The organism is Ruminiclostridium josui JCM 17888, from assembly GCF_000526495.1.
Taxonomy (GTDB): Bacteria; Bacillota; Clostridia; order Acetivibrionales; family DSM-1351; genus Ruminiclostridium; species Ruminiclostridium josui.
The window spans coordinates 2,935,537-2,955,521 of record NZ_JAGE01000001.1; the positions used below are offsets into that span (position 1 = coordinate 2,935,537).

At 34.6% G+C, this 19,985-nt stretch carries 19 protein-coding genes; 13 read left to right on the top strand and 6 right to left on the bottom strand.

Annotated elements, in window-relative coordinates; translation table 11 throughout:
* Positions 1-6 precede the first annotated feature (6 nt).
* Together K412_RS0113245 and K412_RS0113250 are read left to right on the top strand one after the other, a co-directional pair.
* Positions 7-1,230 carry a hypothetical protein gene (locus K412_RS0113245; RefSeq protein WP_024833565.1) on the top strand — a complete coding sequence of 408 codons (1,224 nt, stop codon included), beginning with the start codon at positions 7-9 and terminating at the stop codon, positions 1,228-1,230.
* 153 nt (positions 1,231-1,383) lie between these two features.
* Positions 1,384-2,601 (top strand): IS256 family transposase, encoded by a 1,218-nt coding sequence (locus K412_RS0113250; RefSeq protein ID WP_024833290.1) that lies wholly within the window; start codon positions 1,384-1,386, stop codon positions 2,599-2,601.
* A 257-nt stretch (positions 2,602-2,858) separates the two neighbouring features.
* Here the strand turns inward: K412_RS0113250 and K412_RS0113255 are convergent, their stop codons facing one another.
* From K412_RS0113255 to K412_RS0113275, 5 genes are all read right to left on the bottom strand, one after another.
* Positions 2,859-3,497 (bottom strand): hypothetical protein, encoded by a 639-nt coding sequence (locus tag K412_RS0113255; RefSeq protein WP_242835697.1) that lies wholly within the window; start codon positions 3,495-3,497, stop codon positions 2,859-2,861.
* Positions 3,490-4,191, bottom strand: coding sequence for an ABC transporter ATP-binding protein (locus K412_RS0113260; protein ID WP_024833567.1), 702 nt, complete (start codon positions 4,189-4,191; stop codon positions 3,490-3,492). Before K412_RS0113260 ends, K412_RS0113255 begins: the two co-directional genes overlap by 8 nt.
* A gap of 12 nt (positions 4,192-4,203) precedes the next feature.
* Entirely contained in the window at positions 4,204-5,439 is a 1,236-nt protein-coding gene (locus tag K412_RS0113265) for an ABC transporter permease family protein (protein WP_024833568.1), read from the bottom strand.
* A gap of 17 nt (positions 5,440-5,456) precedes the next feature.
* A complete protein-coding gene (locus K412_RS0113270; protein WP_024833569.1) occupies positions 5,457-6,551 on the bottom strand; it encodes an ABC transporter permease in 1,095 nt (364 codons plus the stop codon).
* Between the two features lie 99 nt (positions 6,552-6,650).
* Positions 6,651-7,136, bottom strand: coding sequence for a hypothetical protein (locus K412_RS0113275; protein ID WP_024833570.1), 486 nt, complete (start codon positions 7,134-7,136; stop codon positions 6,651-6,653).
* 374 nt (positions 7,137-7,510) lie between these two features.
* Here K412_RS0113275 and tpiA point away from each other — a divergent pair, with 374 nt between their 5' ends.
* The 4 genes from tpiA (at position 7,511) to K412_RS0113295 (ending at position 12,471) form a co-directional block, all read left to right on the top strand.
* Entirely contained in the window at positions 7,511-9,451 is a 1,941-nt protein-coding gene (gene tpiA / locus K412_RS0113280) for a triose-phosphate isomerase (protein ID WP_081741770.1), read from the top strand.
* Positions 9,452-9,561: 110 nt separating this feature from the next.
* A complete protein-coding gene (gene gpmI / locus K412_RS0113285) occupies positions 9,562-11,097 on the top strand; it encodes a 2,3-bisphosphoglycerate-independent phosphoglycerate mutase (RefSeq protein ID WP_024833572.1) in 1,536 nt (511 codons plus the stop codon).
* A 149-nt stretch (positions 11,098-11,246) separates the two neighbouring features.
* Positions 11,247-12,323 carry a hypothetical protein gene (locus K412_RS0113290; RefSeq protein ID WP_024833573.1) on the top strand — a complete coding sequence of 359 codons (1,077 nt, stop codon included), beginning with the start codon at positions 11,247-11,249 and terminating at the stop codon, positions 12,321-12,323.
* Positions 12,274-12,471 (top strand): hypothetical protein, encoded by a 198-nt coding sequence (locus tag K412_RS0113295; protein WP_034847537.1) that lies wholly within the window; start codon positions 12,274-12,276, stop codon positions 12,469-12,471. The genes K412_RS0113290 and K412_RS0113295 overlap by 50 nt, the downstream gene beginning before the upstream one ends.
* 58 nt (positions 12,472-12,529) lie before the next feature.
* On the opposite strand, the gene K412_RS20790 is transcribed toward K412_RS0113295, so the two are convergent.
* Complete coding sequence (locus K412_RS20790; protein ID WP_034847539.1) at positions 12,530-12,877, bottom strand: helix-turn-helix domain-containing protein; 348 nt, start codon at positions 12,875-12,877, stop codon at positions 12,530-12,532.
* A 211-nt stretch (positions 12,878-13,088) separates the two neighbouring features.
* On the opposite strand from K412_RS20790, the gene K412_RS0113305 reads away from it, so the two are divergent.
* The 7 genes from K412_RS0113305 to K412_RS0113335 all read left to right on the top strand — a co-directional run bounded on the left by K412_RS0113305 (position 13,089) and on the right by K412_RS0113335 (position 19,981).
* On the top strand, positions 13,089-14,003 hold the full coding sequence (locus K412_RS0113305) for a helix-turn-helix transcriptional regulator (protein WP_024833575.1): 915 nt from the start codon (positions 13,089-13,091) through the stop codon (positions 14,001-14,003).
* A gap of 277 nt (positions 14,004-14,280) precedes the next feature.
* On the top strand, positions 14,281-15,576 hold the full coding sequence (eno, locus tag K412_RS0113310) for a phosphopyruvate hydratase (protein WP_024833576.1): 1,296 nt from the start codon (positions 14,281-14,283) through the stop codon (positions 15,574-15,576).
* A gap of 298 nt (positions 15,577-15,874) precedes the next feature.
* Positions 15,875-16,126 carry a preprotein translocase subunit SecG gene (gene secG, locus K412_RS0113315; protein ID WP_024833577.1) on the top strand — a complete coding sequence of 84 codons (252 nt, stop codon included), beginning with the start codon at positions 15,875-15,877 and terminating at the stop codon, positions 16,124-16,126.
* A 169-nt stretch (positions 16,127-16,295) separates the two neighbouring features.
* Positions 16,296-16,844, top strand: a complete 549-nt coding sequence (locus K412_RS0113320) for an HDIG domain-containing metalloprotein (protein WP_024833578.1) — start codon at positions 16,296-16,298, stop codon at positions 16,842-16,844.
* A gap of 122 nt (positions 16,845-16,966) precedes the next feature.
* Positions 16,967-17,869: a polysaccharide deacetylase family protein gene (locus K412_RS0113325; RefSeq protein WP_024833579.1), complete on the top strand. Its 903-nt coding sequence runs from the start codon at positions 16,967-16,969 to the stop codon at positions 17,867-17,869.
* Positions 17,870-17,885: 16 nt separating this feature from the next.
* The gene (locus tag K412_RS0113330) at positions 17,886-18,581 is read left to right on the top strand and encodes a response regulator transcription factor (RefSeq protein WP_024833580.1); all 696 of its coding nucleotides are present in this window, start codon (positions 17,886-17,888) and stop codon (positions 18,579-18,581) included.
* Positions 18,566-19,981 (top strand): sensor histidine kinase, encoded by a 1,416-nt coding sequence (locus K412_RS0113335; protein WP_242835620.1) that lies wholly within the window; start codon positions 18,566-18,568, stop codon positions 19,979-19,981. Before K412_RS0113330 ends, K412_RS0113335 begins: the two co-directional genes overlap by 16 nt.
* The last annotated feature ends 4 nt before the right edge of the window (positions 19,982-19,985 follow it).

The window sequence follows — 19,985 nt, forward strand, 5'->3', positions numbered from 1 at the left end:
AATATAATGTTTATAAAGAGACTTTGTACGGTATTATTAGCAGTATCACTGATGACAGCGTCTATAAGTACTACTGGAGCAGCTTCGGTGGTGTCCCCTGGAACTTGGAGTATAGGGGATAGCTTTAACCTTGTGTCGGGTACGGGAAACCAGGCAAATTATACATATGACGAAATGTGTAATTTATATTTGAATAATTATTACAATGTTCAAGGTACAGAAATAGATATAGAAAACAGTAATTTACTTTATCAGCAATATTCTGTGGAGTTTGATAAAATCAATAATGATATTGCAAGCATAAAAAAACTCATTGACAAAGACAAGGATAATGTTGAGTATCAACAGAAGCTTGGTGAGTTAATAACACAGAAGGCAGAACTGTATGTAAACAAAGAAACCAGTATTATAACCTATAATAACTCTTCACGATATCGTGATATACAGCGTGCTTCACAAATATCAGAATTCAGAGACAATATATTTAAGACGAAACTTATATATGAAAAGAGTTTGATTCAGAAAACCATGGCTGAATACGCCAAATTGCAAGCAAATACAAAGGAAATTAGCAAATCAAAAGATATGGCCTTTCAGTCAGATATAGACATATATAATGCTGATTATGACTATTACATTAGCCAGCAGGAGTTACTCACACAGAAAGTCAACTCGAATATGGAAAATTTATTAAGTAGCTGCGGTATAGATATGTCAAGGGCTTTAACAATTAAAGTTACTTTAGCACCAATCAGAGCTATTTCTCTAAAAAAATTTTCTGACATAGAGAAAAGCTTTTACTTAAATGATTACAAAAATATGCAGATGGGGGAAAGGCTAAGAATACTTGAGGGGAAAATAAGTATATTAAAGGAGTATTATAAGGATTCCTCAAACGAGGTAAAACTTGCTGTTAACGAAAAAAAACAGGCAGAACTTGAAGCAAGGAGATGGCTTATTGAAAGAAGAGCTTTACTCCAGAATTATTATTCTGACTATAAAAATAAATACTATGAATTTAATATAAAAGAAAAAAAGGCAAATGCACTGTATCAAAAGTATATAATACTACTCAATAAATACAACTACAAACTTGCAACCGAGCTATCCTTAAAGGAAGCTGAAGTAAATTACAAAATTGCCGCCCAAGAAGTTTGGGACAGCCTTTTCGGGTATGTAGAAGCACTCGGAAAAATAGAGAAGGCAGTAAGCGGTAATGTTAGTCCTTAATGATTATGCAAAGCAGGTATATATATGTTTTTTATTCAACAAAACCTGCTTTGCAACTATTTATCGACGCTGTAAATAATTTTGTGTATGAAACATAGGAAATACTCTTTTATGGTTAAGAATTTAAGTATTAACCAGAAAGGAATATTTTTTATGAGCGTATTATCAAAAGAGCTAGTACAGGAAATAATTGCGGAGAATGATTTTAAAAATCCCGGAGAAATAATCTCCTTTTTAAAGGAGGCATTTAAAGATGTTCTTCAGGAAATGCTTGAAGCCGAAATGGATGTTTCTCTTGGGTATTCCCGAGATGAGTCAAGACATAAAATTACCGACAACAGTAGAAACGGTTACTCAACAAAAAAACTAAAGAGTGAATTCGGCCCTGTACAGATTGATATTCCAAGGGACAGAAAAGGTGAGTTTGAGCCTAAAATAGTTCCCAAGTACAAAAGGGATGTATCAGGAATTGAGGATAAGGTGATTTCTCTTTATGCCCGAGGCATGTCTACCAGAGATATTCACGATCAGGTTAAAGAGCTTTATGGAATAGATATTTCTGCTGAAATGGTTAGTAAAATAACTGAAAGAATCCTTCCTGAAATAAAAGAATGGCAAGGTAGGCCCCTTGAGGCTATCTATCCTTTTGTATTTATGGATGCTATCCATTACAAGGTAAGAACTGATGGACAAATAGTAAATAGAGCTGCTTATGTTGTTATGGGTGTAGATATTTCAGGTAAGAAAGATATCCTTGGAATATGGATTGGAGAGAACGAATCCTCCAAGTTCTGGTTAGGTGTGTTAAATGACCTTAAAAACAGAGGTATAGAAGATGTACTCATATTCTGTGTGGACGGACTTACAGGGCTCAAAGAAGCTATTGCAGCTGCTTTTCCAAAGTCAGAAATTCAAAGGTGTATAATTCATCAACTAAGAAACTCATTTAAATATGTTTCATATAAGGATTTGAAGGCTTTTTCAAAGGATTTTAAAACTGTCTACACAAGCCCCAGTGAAGAAATAGCATTAAACCGGTTTGAAGACCTGAAAAACAAATGGGGCAAGGATTATCCATATGCATTTAAAAGTTGGGAAAACAATTGGGAAGTTTTATCACCATATTACAAGTTCCCAGAGCAGATAAGAAAAATAATATATACAACCAATATAATTGAAGGATTGCATCGGCAGTTCAGAAAAGTTACTAAGACAAAATCCGTTTTTCCTTCTGATACTTCTCTTGAAAAGATGCTTTATTTGGCATCAATGAATGTAATAAAAAAATGGACTCAACGATACCGGAATTGGGATCAGGTCATGAGTCAATTAATGATTATGTACGATGGGAGACTGGATAACTATATTTAAAACATAGAGCAAAGCCCCCACCGCCCTGAAGGGCTCGTCCTCATTGCCGGACGGGCTAGACCTTCAAAATACAGGTATAAGCATAGAAATACCATTATTAAATAATTATTGCCAGATTTAATCTAAATAATGCATAAAAATAGAATAATCTGGCAATAATTTGAAATATAGTATTAAATTTTTGAGAGTTAATACTTTGGAAATACTTAGCCATCATTGAGTTTGAAAGGCTTCATACACAAAATTATTTACAGTCCCTATTTATCGCTTATATTTGTACTTTCTGAACGGGGAATTCTTGATATTTTCCAATCACCTTTTACTTTCTTCAAGTAAAAAGTGGTTTGAATATGATTTGAACCTGAAATTTCCTCATTAGTGGAGGCAGACTGAATTTCCAAAATGTCTGTACCACTAAAGAAGCACATAGAACCGTTTACTTTGTAATCTAATTTGTAAGATAATTTAACCGTTATATGAGATGCAAAGGGTATCTTAAATATTGAAATTATTTTAAATGATTTAAGATCCAACTTTTTTAGCTCACCTTTTTTATTAAGCATATTTTGAATACCTAAATCATAGGAATTGAAAATATACTTGAGCTTATCATTATTACTGTCGTTAGCAAAATAATATTTTTTATAGAAATCACGAAAACCTGTTATTTTCTTATCCGCTATGTTTTTTACTCCTATATCATTATCAGGGATATAATCGGTAGAAAGCATATTTATTCCTTCAATGGACTGCATATACTTATTTATAAATCCAGTAATTTCAGGTTTGTTTGTAAAAAATATAAGCTGATCGATTAGTATGTAGGCTAACAGTACAAATGCAATAAGCAACACATTACCGATAATTATTTTTTTCTTTTTAGAGAATTTATTCATTATCAATACAATTATCCTCCAATACTTTATCGCTACTGAGCATACCGTCGGCTATTTCAATGATTCTTTTGCAGTAGCCCGCGATTTTTATATCATGAGTTACGATTACAACAGTAACGCCCTTTTTATTGAAATTCTGCAACAGGAGCATAATTTCATCTGCAGTATTACTGTCAAGTGCTCCTGTAGGCTCATCGGCTAAAATAACTGACGGATTATTAACAAGAGTTCTTGCAAGAGCTACTCTCTGCTTTTGACCTCCAGACATTGTTCCTACCTTTTGATTGCATAATGCTTCAATACCCACCATTGCCATTGCCTCTCTTGCTTTTGTTTTCATTTTTAATATTGGCACTTTACTGAAAAATAATGGAGTCATAACATTTTGAAGAGCCGTATCATTATTCACAAGAGCGAAGTCTTGCAGGAGAATTCCAATATAATTATTTCTGTAAAATGCAAGCTTTCCCTCTGATAAGCCATCTATCTGCTTTCCGTCTAAATAATAGGAACCACTTGTTGGATTATCAAGACAGCCAAGGATGTGCATAAGGGTTGATTTTCCGGCGCCTGATCTTCCCATAATTGCTACCATTTCTCCATTGTTTATGGTTAAGGATATATCCTTTATAGCAGTTAGTTCATTTTTTTTGCCAATATTGAATTTCTTTGATAAATTATTAATTTCAATCATAAATAAGTCTCCTTAATTTATATTAAGCATTTCCACAGGATTGTTTTTTCTTAATGCATAGAATGGAATAATAAAAGAAAGCAAAGCCAGTAGTATGCATACCACTGCTGTTAAAGTAATACTTTGGGAATTCATAATAAAATATACATTTACGATTCTGGAGTTATTACTGTGATAAAAAGCAGATAGTCCGATAACAAACAAGATTCCGGCAAAAATAAAATATAAAAGTGAGTAAACTCCGGTGATAATAATTGTTTTCTTTCTTGAGCAACCTGTTAGGTAATAGATGCTGAAGGTTTCCATGTTAGTAAGTGTTGTAAGAAGGCACATGGTGATAATCCCACACATGGATATTAAAACCAGCATGAATACAAAGGGCAGTATAATTGCTACAAGCTGAGAATTTTCGTTTTTTTCAGATTCAATTAATTCCGTATCCATTTTAGTGTAAGAAAATGTAAGTCTTTTCCGCAGACTCTCAATTTCACTTCTAGGACAAGATTTGTCCAGATAAATAAGGGCATTTGGAGTTATTTGGGAAGGAATTTGTAATTGTGAGCCCGGAGCTATCAAAAAAAGCTCATTTTCTATCATATTTATAAAGAGCTTTGAAACTGGTAAATCTAAATTAATAGAGGTATAGTCAAGAATCAACACTTGTTCAGGTTTTGCAAGCTTACCTGTAATAACTAGATTACATTTTTGAATTCTATAATTATTATCAACAAAAGTATATCCTGTGAGTTTGTCTCCTATCTTATAGTTTTTAGCATAGATTCCCCCTATGACACAGGGAACATAACCATTAACTTTTTCCACACCGAACCATTTTCCTTCGGACAAGGGATATCTGATTGCTTTAGCTGTTTCATCATCATATAAAATTACATTGGAAGCTTCCTTGCCGTTTGCGGGTAATTTGTCTTCAAGTTGCTTTCTGTTAAAATATATAAAAGTTCCGCCTATTTCAGAAATACCTTTGAACCACTTGAAATCCTTTGTTTTAACGCGTAAGTCAGAATAAAAATCAAGTGTTATTTTATCTTTCTTATACCAATTGGGATCTATGCAGTAGATAATTCGGTCACTGCTGTTCTTAAATGTATTTATACTGCTGTTACTGTATAGAGACATATTTGACCCAACTACCATTATTATCCCTATGATTGCAAATTCTAAAACCAGTATGATATTCAAAACCTTATTTTTGTTAAATAATTTTAAAGCTAAAAAAAGGATTTTCACACTTTCACCACCTATAATTACGTATTAAATTTCTGACTTGAAATTAATGAATTTCTAAAAAAGCTTAAAGCAAATGGAGCTATAATCGTAATGATTATTAATACAAAACAGGTATAAATAATAATGCAGTCTTGAAATGTTACAGTTATATCAGAAATAACTCTTCCCAGAGATAATTGCCGTAAAAGGAAAAACAGGCACATACTAATTATATATGAAAACGAAAAAATGAGAACAAGCTGGGCGAACACTAGAAAAATAGTCATAAAACGGGAGCAGCCACAAATGCGGAGAATTATGTAATCCCTTCTGCATTTTTTCATCATATATTTATATATAAATATAAAATTTAATATTGCAATAATGCCGATAAAAACACTCGCAATCAAAGGAAAGAATAAGCTAGATATAGTTTTCTGAGAGACTGGCTTCGGAAGACGTACCGTTCCTTGAAATGTATTTTCAAAATACTGCTGAAGATCTTCTTTTTGATTTTGAGAAACATCTGGGTGAATAATTACCCGGAAGGATGAAAGATATAACAAATTAAGCCCAGTTGTATATGGTATTTCATCTAAATATCCACCATGACGTATTCCAGAGGCCCTAAAACTATTTCCTGCAATTCTCAGTGTATCATCTATTTTATATTCTTCTGCGGAGGGATTAAGCTCTTTGTTCTGATTGCTGGGTATGACTACTTTTTTGCACTTTTTGATGTCTTCCTGTGAAATTGGTGTTCCAAATACATCATTACTGCAAAGTTCTGGATGTAAATAAGCTATAAGTTCTCTTGGCTGTTTTTCGGATGAGCTCTTATCAAAAAAATGGAATTCAATATTTTCTATCTCGGCTATTCCGTTATTTGCTATCTTAGCTGCAATGTCATGATTCTTAGCATTATATTTACCGTTTGACATATTTACGGCTATTGTACGCATTGCTGTATATGTAGCCACGTATGATGCCCTTGACTTAACTATAGTTGTGAAGAAAAATGTGACAGATAGGATTGTAATAATCTGAACTAGCAAAAGCACAGCTGATATCAGACGGTTGTTTTTTATTAGTGAAATAGTTTTGCAAAATAATAAATATATGTTCTTTTTCATATTGAACTCCAATTCCAATATTTAATAAATTTTTATAAAGGCAACAGATTACTGTATTGCAGTAAATCTGCTGCCTTTTGTAATTTATATTTGTAGATTTTAATAAATATTCAGTCTTGAATCCTTATTTATAGTTTGACCATATGTAGGATCATATCCGTTTTGGAAGGTATAACCATTATATGTGGCTGCATAGGCATAACCGGTTGCATGGTCATATCCTGATAGTTCTGCAGCAATAGAAATATTTTGAATTCCGCTCCCAATCGCACTGAATGAGGAATGTCTTTGTACACCTGTTGTGGCAGAGCCATTAACTAAATAAGCATAAACCTCGCGGGCTTTATATGTTGCTGCACCAGCTGTTGCGGTACAACGAGCATCATCATATGGGAATGAAGTACCATAATCATACGATACTTGAAGATAATATGTACCGCCGCTGTCAGTAAAGGTTTGGCTGTCCGAACTAGAACAGGAATGAGCAAATGTTGCTGCACCTGAGCCGTAAGCAAGAATAGAAAAAGTGACTAAAAGAGATAAAATGATAGTTATTAATTTACCACTATTTACTTTTGCAAGCATAAATAACTCCTTTCAATAGTGTTAAATTTAGTTAATCAACTTGCCACATATTAACATATATTAAAATCAATGTCAATGAATGTAAATTTCTATTTATTGTGATGAAATATTCAAAATATAACTTAGATGAAATGTATAATACGTTAAATTCATAGGGATAAATGGTAAAACTAAAACTCATTTAGCATTCCAGAAATATATCACATAGTCGTAAAACTGTTAATTTGCTAACAAAGTATTGAAATAGCATGTAAAAAGAGGTAAAATTACTTTGGTTATTTGGATGGAAATTTGGATATTATACATATTGCAATCATTTCCTAAATTTTGACTCATCTTATAAATAAATAAAATATATACAGGAGCGTGAAGTTATGAGCATGATGAACAAAAAAACAATTGAAGACATTGATGTTGCCGGCAAAAAGGTAATAGTAAGAGTTGATTTTAACGTGCCATTGGACGCAGACAGAAAGATTACTGATGACAAGAGAATAGTTGGAGCACTTCCTACTATTAAGTATCTTGTTGACAAGGGAGCTAAGACTATACTTGTATCCCATTTAGGAAGACCAAAGGATGGTTTTGAAGATAAATTCAGCATGAAGCCGACAGCTGTAAGACTTGGCGAACTTCTTGGAAAAGAAGTAATAATGGCTAAGGATGTTATAGGAGAAGATGCAAAGGCAAAGGCTGCTGCATTAAAAGACGGCGAAGTTCTTATGCTTGAGAACGTAAGATTCCACAAGGAAGAAACAAAGAACGATGCTAACTTTGCAAAAGAACTTGCAAGCATGGCTGAAATATTCGTAAATGATGCATTCGGAACTGCTCACAGAGCACACGCTTCTACTGCAGGTTTGGCTGACTATCTCCCTGCTGTATGCGGATTCCTTATAAAGAAAGAAATTGAATTCATGGGTAAGGCATTGGCTAACCCTGCAAGACCATTTGTAGCAATCCTGGGTGGTGCAAAGGTTTCTGACAAAATCGCAGTTATCGAAAACCTCATTGACAAAGTTGATACTTTGATAATCGGTGGTGGTATGGCTTATACCTTCTTAAAGGCAAAAGGATATCACATCGGAAATTCAATCTGTGAAGATGACAAGATTGATTTGGCTAAGACTCTTATGGAAAAAGCAGAAGCTAAGGGAGTTGACTTGATGCTTCCAATTGGAAGTATGGTAGCTCAGGAATTCAAGAACGATACTGAAATCAAATACGTTCCATCAGATGCAATGCCAGACGGATGGATGGGTATGGATATCGGATCACTTACAATAGAAAAATTCGCAAAAGAAATAAAGAAAGCAAAGACAGTTATCTGGAACGGACCTATGGGAGTATTTGAATTCCCTAACTTCGCAACAGGTACAAAGGAAATAGCAAAGGCAGTTGCAGAATCAGGAGCACTTTCAATAGTTGGTGGTGGAGACTCAGCTGCTGCAGTTGAACAACTAGGTTTTGCTGATAAGATTACACATATTTCCACTGGTGGAGGAGCTTCTCTTGAATTCTTGGAAGGAAAAGTACTTCCTGGAATAGCAGTACTTATGGATAAGAACCCAAGAAAAGTAATTGCTGCTGGTAACTGGAAAATGAATAAAACTCCTTCTGAAGCTGTTGAATTTATAAATGCATTAAAGCCTGCTGTTGCGGATGCAGATAATGAAGTAGTAGTTGGTGTTCCATTTGTATGTCTACCTGGAGTTGTTGAAGCTGCTAAAGGTTCAAATATAAAGGTTGCAGCACAGAATATGCACTGGGAAGAAAAAGGAGCATTTACAGGGGAAGTTTCCGGCCCAATGCTTGCAGACCTCGGTGTTGATTATGTAATTATCGGTCACTCTGAAAGAAGAGAATATTTTGCTGAAACCGACGAAATGATAAACAAAAAGGCTCATGCAATATTCAAATATGGTATGACTCCAATCATCTGCTGTGGTGAAACACTCACTCAGAGAGAACAGGGAGTTACAGCTGACCATATCAGATATCAGATTAAGGTAGCGTTACTTGGTTTGACTGCGGAACAAGTTAGCAAGCTTGTTATTGCATACGAACCAATCTGGGCTATTGGAACAGGTAAGACTGCTACAAATGAACAAGCAAATGAAGTTTGCTCAGTTATCAGAGAATTGGTTGCTGAACTTTATGGTGCAGACGTAGCTGAAAAAGTTAGAATTCAGTACGGCGGAAGCGTTAATGCAAAGAACGCTGCTGATTTGTTTGCAATGTCTGATATAGATGGTGGACTTGTTGGTGGAGCAAGCTTAAAGGTTGAGGATTTCTCAATAATAGCAAAAGCATAAGTTTTCTCTGTCTGGAGATAATTTAGATTTAAGTATAAAATTGAATTATCTGACCCTCCGGTTAGTACTGGAGGGTCAAACTATAGTAACATTAAGAGGGAGATAACCACATGGAAAAGAAATTAGTAACATTAATGATCCTTGATGGTTTCGGAAACAACCCGAAACAAGAAGGAAATGCCATACAGGCTGCTAACAAGCCAAATTTGGACAGCTATCTTGCCAAATATCCAAATACCATTATTCATACAAGCGGTATGGATGTAGGACTACCTGAAGGTCAGATGGGAAACTCTGAGGTTGGACATACTAATATAGGTGCAGGAAGAATAGTTTATCAGGAATTAACTAGAATAACAAAGTCAATAAATGATGGAGATTTCTTTAATAAAGAGGAATTTCTTAAGGCAGTTGAAAATTGCAAAAAGAATAATTCAAAGCTTCACCTGTTCGGACTTTTATCTGATGGTGGAGTGCACAGCCACAACACACATTTGTATGGTTTAGTTGAGATGGCAAAGAGAAATGGTCTAAAAGATGTATTTATACACTGTTTCTACGACGGCAGGGATGTTCCGCCAGATAGCTCAAAGATATATACTGAAGAACTTGAAGCAAAGTTGAAGGAAATCGGAGTGGGCAAAATTGCATCTGTAATGGGAAGATACTATTCCATGGACAGAGACAACCGTTGGGAAAGAGTACAGCTTGCATACGATGCAATGGTATCCGGAAAAGGTTTAACTGCAAATTCAGCAGTTGAAGCTGTAGAGGCATCTTTTGCAAGAAACGAATTTGATGAATTTGTTAAACCAACAGTAATAATGGAGAATGGCAAACCAGTTGCTACAATAGCTGAAAATGACTCAATAATATTCTTCAATTTCAGACCTGACAGGGCAAGAGAAATAACAAGAACTTTTGTTGATCCTGAATTCAAAGGATTTGAAAGAGCAAAAGGCTTCTTCCCATTATGCTTTGTTTGTATGACACAGTATGATAAGACAATGCCAAATGTTTTGGTTGCGTTTAAGCCTCAGACTCTGGATAACACCTTCGGAGAATATGTAAGCAGACTTGGCTACAGACAGCTGAGAATTGCTGAAACCGAGAAGTATGCACATGTTACTTTCTTCTTCAACGGTGGTGTTGAAACTCAGTACGAAGGAGAAGACAGAGCACTTATCCCTTCACCGAAAGTAGCTACTTACGATTTAAAACCTGAAATGAGTGCATATGAAGTTGCTGAAGAAGCGGTTAAGAGAATTGACTCAAAACAATACGATGTCATAATTCTTAATTTTGCTAACTGTGACATGGTTGGACACACAGGTGTATTTGATGCTGCAAAAGCTGCTGTTGAAGCAGTTGATGAATGTGTAGGAAAAGTAGTTGATGCTGTTACTGCACAGGGTGGAGTGGTTTTAATAACTGCTGACCATGGAAATGCAGAGCAGATGATTGATTATGATAATGGAGGAGCATTTACTGCACACACTACAAACGTAGTACCGCTTATCGGTATTGGTTTGGGAAATGCAACTCTTAAAGAAGGAAGACTTGCTGACTTGGCACCTACAATGCTTGACATAATGGGTGTTGATAAACCTGCAGAAATGACAGGAACTTCACTTCTTCAAAAATAAAAAGTAAATTCCTTCAAAGCACAGTAATAACTAGATTTGAAGAAAATCCACCGGGGTAAAGTAATGCTTCGGTGGATATTTTTATTACCACAAAAAGGATATTTTTACCATATATAGAATATATTATGTAAAAAGAGGAGGTGCAATAAATGAAAAAACCTTCAAAAGTAATTTTACAGCTTAAGAAGCTTTCAGACAATTACAAAAAGCTGGGCTCAATACTTTATTGCTTTTATAGATTGCTCAAGTCCTCGTATTTCAGAACTTTTGTGAACTTTCTTTTTACTTTTGTATTCGCTTTTCAAATGCAACTTACCGATTTTAAGACATATAATATCTATGAAAAGGAATTTTACAGAGATAAGCTGCATATACTGGTAACATTCGTGTTTATTATCATGTACAACTGGATAACACTAACTATTGATAATTATCAGAAATACAAGGAGAGCCGAGTAAAATGCCTGAAAGAAGTTATAAACCGGGAAGCTGTAATTAATCAGACAATTAGCAGAAAACTCAACGACATAACCAGAAGTATCTGTGTTAAAGCAGTTCTGATACCGTCAAAAGCTGACTTTAGTACTCTAAGTTATCAGGATATTGCCTCTCTGGTATGTCATAACATTTATGATGCTATTAAAATTTCAACGGAAAAAGACACTCATCAGGTTTCTCTGATGCATAGGTTTAAAGAGAAAAAAACAGGTCGAGAATATATTAAAATGATTAGCTATGGTAATTCAAATCAGATTTCGCCAAGTATATTTGATAAACACTTTTATCTTGACAGTGATTTGAGTTATTATCATGTAAAAATATTTAATGAACAGCAGAATGATATATATATATTAAAAAATGCAGGTGAGATTAAAAAAGAATTTGTATATGGTAAAAAGTATACTAAAAAGAATATAGAGCAATATATTGCTATTCCCGTATTCTGCGAAAATGAGGGGATAGTTTCACTTCTACAGATTGAAATATCTGAAAAACAACTATTAGGAAGAACTAGTGAAGAAATCAGAGAGTTTGTAAAGCCATTTATGGCCTATGTACATATTCTTATGGTTAATTACTATAGAGAAGAACTGTTTAATGTATTAATTAAAAAATTTGACATACTAAAGAAAAGCAAAGAAAAAAGAAAGAGTTATTTGGAAAGGATGAGTAAGTATGAGCAACACTATGGGGAAAATAATTCATATATTGCCCCAAGGGACTAATGACAATTTAGACAGCATTGGATTTATCCATGAAGATACTGATTTTATCCAAGATCACGGTACTTTTGAAGACAGAAGGCAACAGCTTATAAGCGAGTATGAAAAGGAACTGAGGATATTAAAAAGAAATTCAATGCTAATGACATAGTAAAAATATTATTTATGTTTACTCCCGAGTAATAGTCCGGGAGTATTTATTTTACTTTTTAAGTTTTTTTATCAGTTTTGTATTTGGTTTTAATTAAATCAATATATTCTTCTACTTTCTTCAAAGCCTCATCAGGAAGCCCATTAACGTCCAGATTATAAGGAATTTTTGATTCTGCCACAATGTCCTCGGAGAACTGTCTGATGTCGGTACGGCCCACAAGATAATCTACCGACACATTAAAGTAATCAGCAATAGTTTTCAAAACATTCTCGTCCTTTGGAAATCTGTCATTGGCTTCATAATAACCAATAACTCTAGCAGAAACATTTACTAATTTTCCTAATTCCTTTTGAGTGATATCTCGTTCTTCTCTTAGTTCTCTTAATCTGTCACCAAATCTCATAATATGCCTCCAAATATAAATATATCAGGCAAAAAAAATCATTTGATAAAATAGAATAAAATATTCTAAAAAATATTGAAATCGAACAAAATATGCGATATAATCTTAGTGTAAGGAAAAACCTCAAATTTATACTTGAGATTTATTCTTTGCAAAGAAAGTCAAGAAATCCGTTGTACCTGATGGTATCCTTTTATATGAGGTGATTAAAATGGATACATGGAGTAAGATAAAAATCGTTGAAAAAATGCAAAACTACATTGAGAAGCACATCTCAGAACCGATTTCGCTTCACATGCTGGCTAACGAAGCGGGATACTCCCCGTGGTATGCTGCGAGGATTTTTAAAGAGATTACCGGTAAAGCTCCCTTCGAGTATATCAGGTTATTGAGATTGAATATGGCTGCTGAAAGACTCAGAGATGACAATATTAAAGTTATTGATGCTGCTTTTGACTTTGTGTTTGATTCTCACGAGGGTTTCACAAGAGCTTTTTCAAAGCAGTTTGGCATAACACCGAAGCAATATTCAAAAACAAAACCGGAAATAAAGTTCTATATTCCAGAAAGAATCCGTGGATATTACCTTAGAATTCAAAAAGGAGTGGATAATATGGCTGAGAATCCTAACCCATGTACCGAAACCGTATTTGTACAAGTCGTTGAAAGACCTGCAAGAAAGCTCATATTAAAGAGAGGGCAAAAAGCTGAACATTACTTTGAATACTGTGAAGAAGTTGGTTGCGGTGTATGGGATATATTATCAGGTATAAAGGAGGCAATTTACGAGCCCACAGGAATGTGGCTGCCGGAAAAAATGATTAAGCCCGGTACGTCACTATATGTTCAGGGGGTAGAAGTACCCCTGGACTATTCCGGAGACATTCCCGAGGGATTTGAGATAATAGACTTAAATCCTTGCAAGATGATGGTTTTTCAGGGACAGTCTTACGAAGATGAAAAGTTTGAGGAATCTATATCACATCTATGGAAGGTAATAAATAACTATAACCCTGAGATATATGGATTTCAGTGGGCGGACGATGAAGCTCCGAGAGTTCAGCTTGCACCAATGGGATACAGAGGGTACATTGAGGCAAGGCCTGTTAAAGAGCTAAATCCATAAAAATTTTGGCTTAGTCAAGCGAAAGCAGTGTTCTTGACAGGCACTGCTTTCGCTTATTTATTTTTCATGTTTAAAATTCACCCCCAGTGGTAGGTATGTATTGAATGAAAATTATAATAAGAATACCAATTAATGTTAAGTCATATTTTGTATTTTAACTGAACATCTACATATAATAAGATACGATATATAAATAACGTTCAGGGAAATATTTTACAATAAAGCAAATCAAATGGTATTCTAATTATGAATAACTACCTTGAAGGGAGAATTAAGTATGAAACAATATATACCAATTGAAAGCGTTTTTGCTAGAGAGATTCTTGACTCCAGAGGAAATCCCACTGTCGAGGTGGAAGTTATTGCCGAGGGCGGTTTTGTTGGACGAGCTTCTGTACCTTCGGGAGCTTCAACTGGTGCTTTCGAGGCTATTGAGCTGAGAGATGAAAACAGCGACAGGTATTTGGGAAAAGGTGTGGAAACAGCAGTAGACAATGTAAATAATACTATAGCGCCTGAAGTAGAAGGAATGAATGTATTTGACCAGGTTGCCATTGATAAACTTATGATTGATCTTGATGGTACACCTAACAAGGAGAGATTGGGTGCCAATGCAATACTAGGCGTATCCCTTGCTGTTGCAAAAGCTGCTGCAGAGGCTTTGGGATTGGGATTGTATCAATATATTGGAGGAGTAAATGCAAAGACACTTCCGGTACCTATGATGAATATAATAAATGGAGGAAAACACGCCGATAACAGTGTAAACATACAGGAATTTATGATAATGCCGGTTGGAGCTGAAAGTTTTAAGGAAGCTCTTAGGATGTGTGCAGAAGTATTCCACAATCTCAAAAAAGTCTTGCACAGCAAAGGGCTTAGTACTGCAGTAGGTGATGAAGGTGGATTTGCACCAAATCTTGATACCGACGAACAGGCAATTCAGGTTATATTGGAAGCAGTAGAAAAAGCCGGCTATAAACCTGGGGATGATTTCAGAATAGCTATAGATGCTGCTGCAACTGAAATGTATCAAGACGATGGCTCATATTTCTTCTGGAAGACAAACATAAGAAAAAGTAAAGAAGAAATGGTAGATTACTGGGCTGATTTGGTTAATAAATACCCAATAATTTCTCTTGAAGACGGTGTGGCAGAAGAGGATTGGGAAGGTTGGAAATTGTTAACCGAAAGACTGGGCAGTAAGATTCAGTTGGTTGGGGATGACCTTTTTGTAACTAACACAAAGAGACTTGAAAAAGGAATTAAAAAAGGTGTTGCAAACTCAATTCTCATAAAAGTAAATCAGATAGGTACGCTTACAGAAACACTTGATGCAATACAAATGGCAAACCGAGCAGGTTATACTGCAGTTACATCTCATAGATCAGGTGAAACAGAGGATGCAACTATTGCTGACATTGCAGTAGCAACAAATTCAGGTCAAATAAAAACCGGAGCACCTTCCAGAACAGATAGAGTTGCTAAGTACAACCAATTATTAAGAATTGAAGAAGAATTAGGAGAAGTTGCGGAATTTCCGGGTATAAAAGCATGGTTTAATCTAAAATAACACTAAATATAAAAGCCAGATACAAAACATATCCTTCCTAGTATACGGGGTACGGCTTAGCTTTAGAACACTTGCTTTATGCTTCTAAATTGAACCATTAGTTGAATTATTATGGGTAAAGAGAAATGCTAAGTGGAAATCATATATCATAGAAAAAATGGGTGCTAAGCTTGTACCCCATAAATTTTTTTGGGGAAAAGTGTTTTTATAAAATAAATTAGAAAAACAAGTCTCCGGACTTGTTTTTTCCATTTAAGTATGATAAAATTTGACTTGTCTATTTTAGGAGGTGTTTAGGTTGGAAGCTGCAAAATGGATTGTTAATATACTTCACATTATCTTTGCTATTTCAATTATCATTATCGTATTGCTACAGTCAGGAAAACAGGCTGGTTTGTCTGGCTCAATAGCAGGAGGAGCAGAGACATTCTTTGGCAAGAATAAGGGTCGTACTATTGATGCATTGCTTGGAAAGTATACAGCTTTTGCTGCAATTGCATTTCTCGTTACATCTATTGCTCTTTACTTGTTGATAGATAAAGTTGGTTAATATGTACTTAAAAGTTAAGCCTAAGTGTATATTGTACACTTGGGCTTTTTGCATTTTAAGTGCATTTTCGCATATAATATGGATATATATTGGTTGATATTCTACATAATACTATGCTAATATTAGAAAAGAGTTTTAGATGATATTTGCGGCTTCTGGAGGGGTTATTATGAATAGAGATGAGGCTTTTGAAGAACTTAAAGCTCGTTTATACGACAAGGATCTTCTTAGACATTCTTTAGCGGTGGAAGCAGTAATGAGAGAGTTTGCAAAATATTATGATGCCGACATTGAGATGTGGGGATTGGCCGGTTTGCTCCATGATATTGATATTGAAAAAACAGCCGGCAATCCGGAAAAACATTGTCTTGTAGCTGCACAAATACTTGAGAATTTTGATATAGACGAATCTATTATATACAGCATCCGGGCTCAAAATGATTACCATAAAATACCGCGTAAACGAAAAATGGATAAAGTATTGTATGCAGTAGATTATCTTACTCAGTTAATATCTTACTGTGCCGATAAATTGCCTGATAAAAACCTTTCAGATGTTACAGTCCAAATGGTAATTGAAAATATTACAAAAGAAGATGTTAAAGGAATAAACTTTGAACATATAAAGCAGTATAAAGAATTGAATATTACACTACAAGAATTTGTAGAAATAACCTTACACGCAATGAAAAAGGCTTTTGACAATTTGAGGATATAAAGGTTACTTATTTGTAACTTTTTTTTTGTTATTTTGTAACTACTGAAAAAAGAAATAAATATAAAATGAAGGTAGTTGAAATAATTAATATATAATATAAATAGGGGTATGGGTGAGAATAATTGAAGAAATTTTTTGGGGTTACAATTGCGATTTTGCTAGTAATATTTTTTGTTGAAGCATTAATTATTAAAGAATATAAAGTATTAGAGAAAAATAATAGTGAAAGCAGTATTGAAGCAAAAATAAACAATGAGAAAAATGTAGTTGATGATAAAAAAGAACCTTCACAGGAGACTAAGGAGAATCCTTCGGCTCCTTCAAATACAAAAAAACCGGATGAAAAAAAACCTGTAGAACCACAAAAGGTAAATCCGGAAAAGGTTAATCCAAAACCTCCGGCCCCTGCTAAAGTCCAACCTATGGTTGCGCTTACGTTTGATGATGGGCCTCATCCGCAGTATACAGTTCAGATACTCAAAGCTTTAAAAAAATATAATGGACATGCAACCTTTTTTGTTGTAGGTAACAGAGTAGAGAAATATAAGGATACTATAAAGCAAATTTCAAATAATGGAAACCAAATTGGCAATCACAGTTATAGCCATAAACAGTTAACAAAGCTAAATGAAGCAGGCATAAAGCAAGAATTAAATAAGGCATCTGATATAATAAAGAAATTTACTCAAAAAAAGCCGACTATAATGAGACCTACTTATGGCAGTGTAAATAATAAGGTAAAATCATCCTCAGGCACTCCGTTAATTCTTTGGTCCATAGATACTCAAGACTGGAAGACAAAGAATAAGACAACTACAGTAAATAGAGTGGTTGGTAAAGTAAAGGACGGAGACATTGTGTTAATGCACGACTTGTATAAACCAACTGCCCAAGCAGCAGAAGTAATAATACAAAAATTAACTGAAAAGGGATATAAATTGGTTACTATTGATGAGCTTTTTTCTGCCAGAGGGGTAAAGCTTCAGAATGGGCAAGTATATAATAATGGTTACAAGAAAAAGTAGGAAGGAATTCTTTTATATGGAAAATAAAGTTCTTATAATAGAAGATGAAGAGAGTATAAGAGGTTTCTTGAAAATAAACTTCAAAAAACATAATTTCATTGTTATCGAAGCAGCTACAGGGGAAGAAGGACTATTGAAAGCAAGACAGGAAAATCCTGATGTTGTGCTTTTGGATGTTATGCTACCTGGGATAAGTGGATTTACGGTTTGCGAAACACTTAGAAAAGAATTACCTGACGTGGGAATTATAATGCTGACAGCCAGAGGACAGGACATTGACAAAATAAAGGGTTTGGAATATGGTGCTGATGACTATGTTGTTAAACCTTTCAATACTACAGAGCTTATTTTAAGGGCAAAATCCCTTTTAAGACGGTTGGGAGGCAAAAGTGCATCAGACAGTAAAGAGGATACCTTAAAAAGCGGAGTATTCAAGCTTGAGCTTTATTCTCAAAGAGTATTTAAGGAAGATAAGGAGATTCTTCTTACACCAAAAGAATTTTTCTTATTAAAAATTTTCCTAGAAAACAAGAATAAAGCATTTACCAGAGATGAGCTTTTGGACAAGATATGGGGCTATGACTATATGGGAGATACTAAGATAGTTGATGTCAATATAAGGAGATTGCGAAGCAAGATTGAAGATAAGGATTCCCATGGTATGTATATCGAAACAGTGTGGGGTATTGGGTACAGATGGCGGAAGGAATGACTTCTATGAAATTTAAAAACAGTATTCAAGCCAGATTAGTAAGAAATTTCATACTGATTATCCTCATAAGCGTTCTTGCTTTTGAAGCACTGCTTATCTATTTTACGCGTTTTTATTTCTATAACAATGTTGAAAGTATTTTGACAAATCAAATTAAGACAGCTTCTGATTTTTATACCAGATATTTTTCTGATGTTCCATTGGATGTTAATATAATGGACAATGCTGATTTGTTCTGGAAACAAACTACAGGTCAGGTTCAAATAGTAAAAAATAACGGAGAAGTACTGTTGGATTCACAAGGCCTTGAGTGGGGGGAATATGTGTCCGGCAACGACTTCAAGCAGGCTCAGCAGGGTAAAAAGGGTGTTTGGATAGGAAAACTCAATAATAGCAGCGAGCATATTATGATAGTATCTTATCCTTTAAAATCTGATACCGAGCAGGTTGGAGTAGTGAGGTTTATAACTTCCTTAAAAGATGTAGATAAAATAATATTTAATATATCAATGATATTTATAGTCATTGGTATTGTTGTTATTCTTGTTGCAGGAACTATAAGTATAGCTCTAGCCCACAGTATCATACACCCATTAAAAAATGTAACTGGAGCAGCCGAATTAATGGCCGAAGGAAATCTTGATGTAAGAATAAATAAAAGCAGAAACGATGAGATTGGTAAGCTTTCAGACACATTGAACTACATGGCATCAGAAATTCAAAAAAGAGAAAGAATCAAAAATGACTTTATATCTACAGTTTCACATGAGCTGAGGACTCCTCTTACATCAATAAAAGGCTGGGCAAATACTATTATAGATGATGATTACAGTGACAGGGAAATTCTTAGCGATGGATTAAATATTATCGTAAAGGAAAGCGATAGACTAACAGATATGGTTGAGGAACTTTTGGACTTTTCCCGTTTTGTTTCTGGAAATGTTGAGCTTAAAAAAGAAAAGACCGATGTCTGTTTGATTATTAAGCATTTAGAAAAGCAAATGAGCGATAGGGCAAAAAAAGAAAAAATAAGCTTTAGTGTAAGTTGTGAAAAGATGCCAAATGTAGAGTTGGACAGAAATAGGATAACCCAGCTTTTGATTAATTTGTTGGGAAACGCCTTCAATTTTACCCCTCAAAACGGAAAGGTATCTTTAATTTCATTTTTGGAGAATGAGAATATTGTTTTCAGGGTTGAGGATACTGGCTGCGGAATAAGTCCGGAAGAATTACCTCTTGTGACGGAAAAATTTTACAAAGGAAAGAGTAGTAATTCTCACACTGGATTGGGGCTTTCAATATGTGATGAGATAGTAAAGCTTCACAACGGAAGTCTTGATATTCAAAGCGAACTTAATAAAGGAACAATTGTAACAGTAAGGATTCCTTTTGGAGGCTGATATT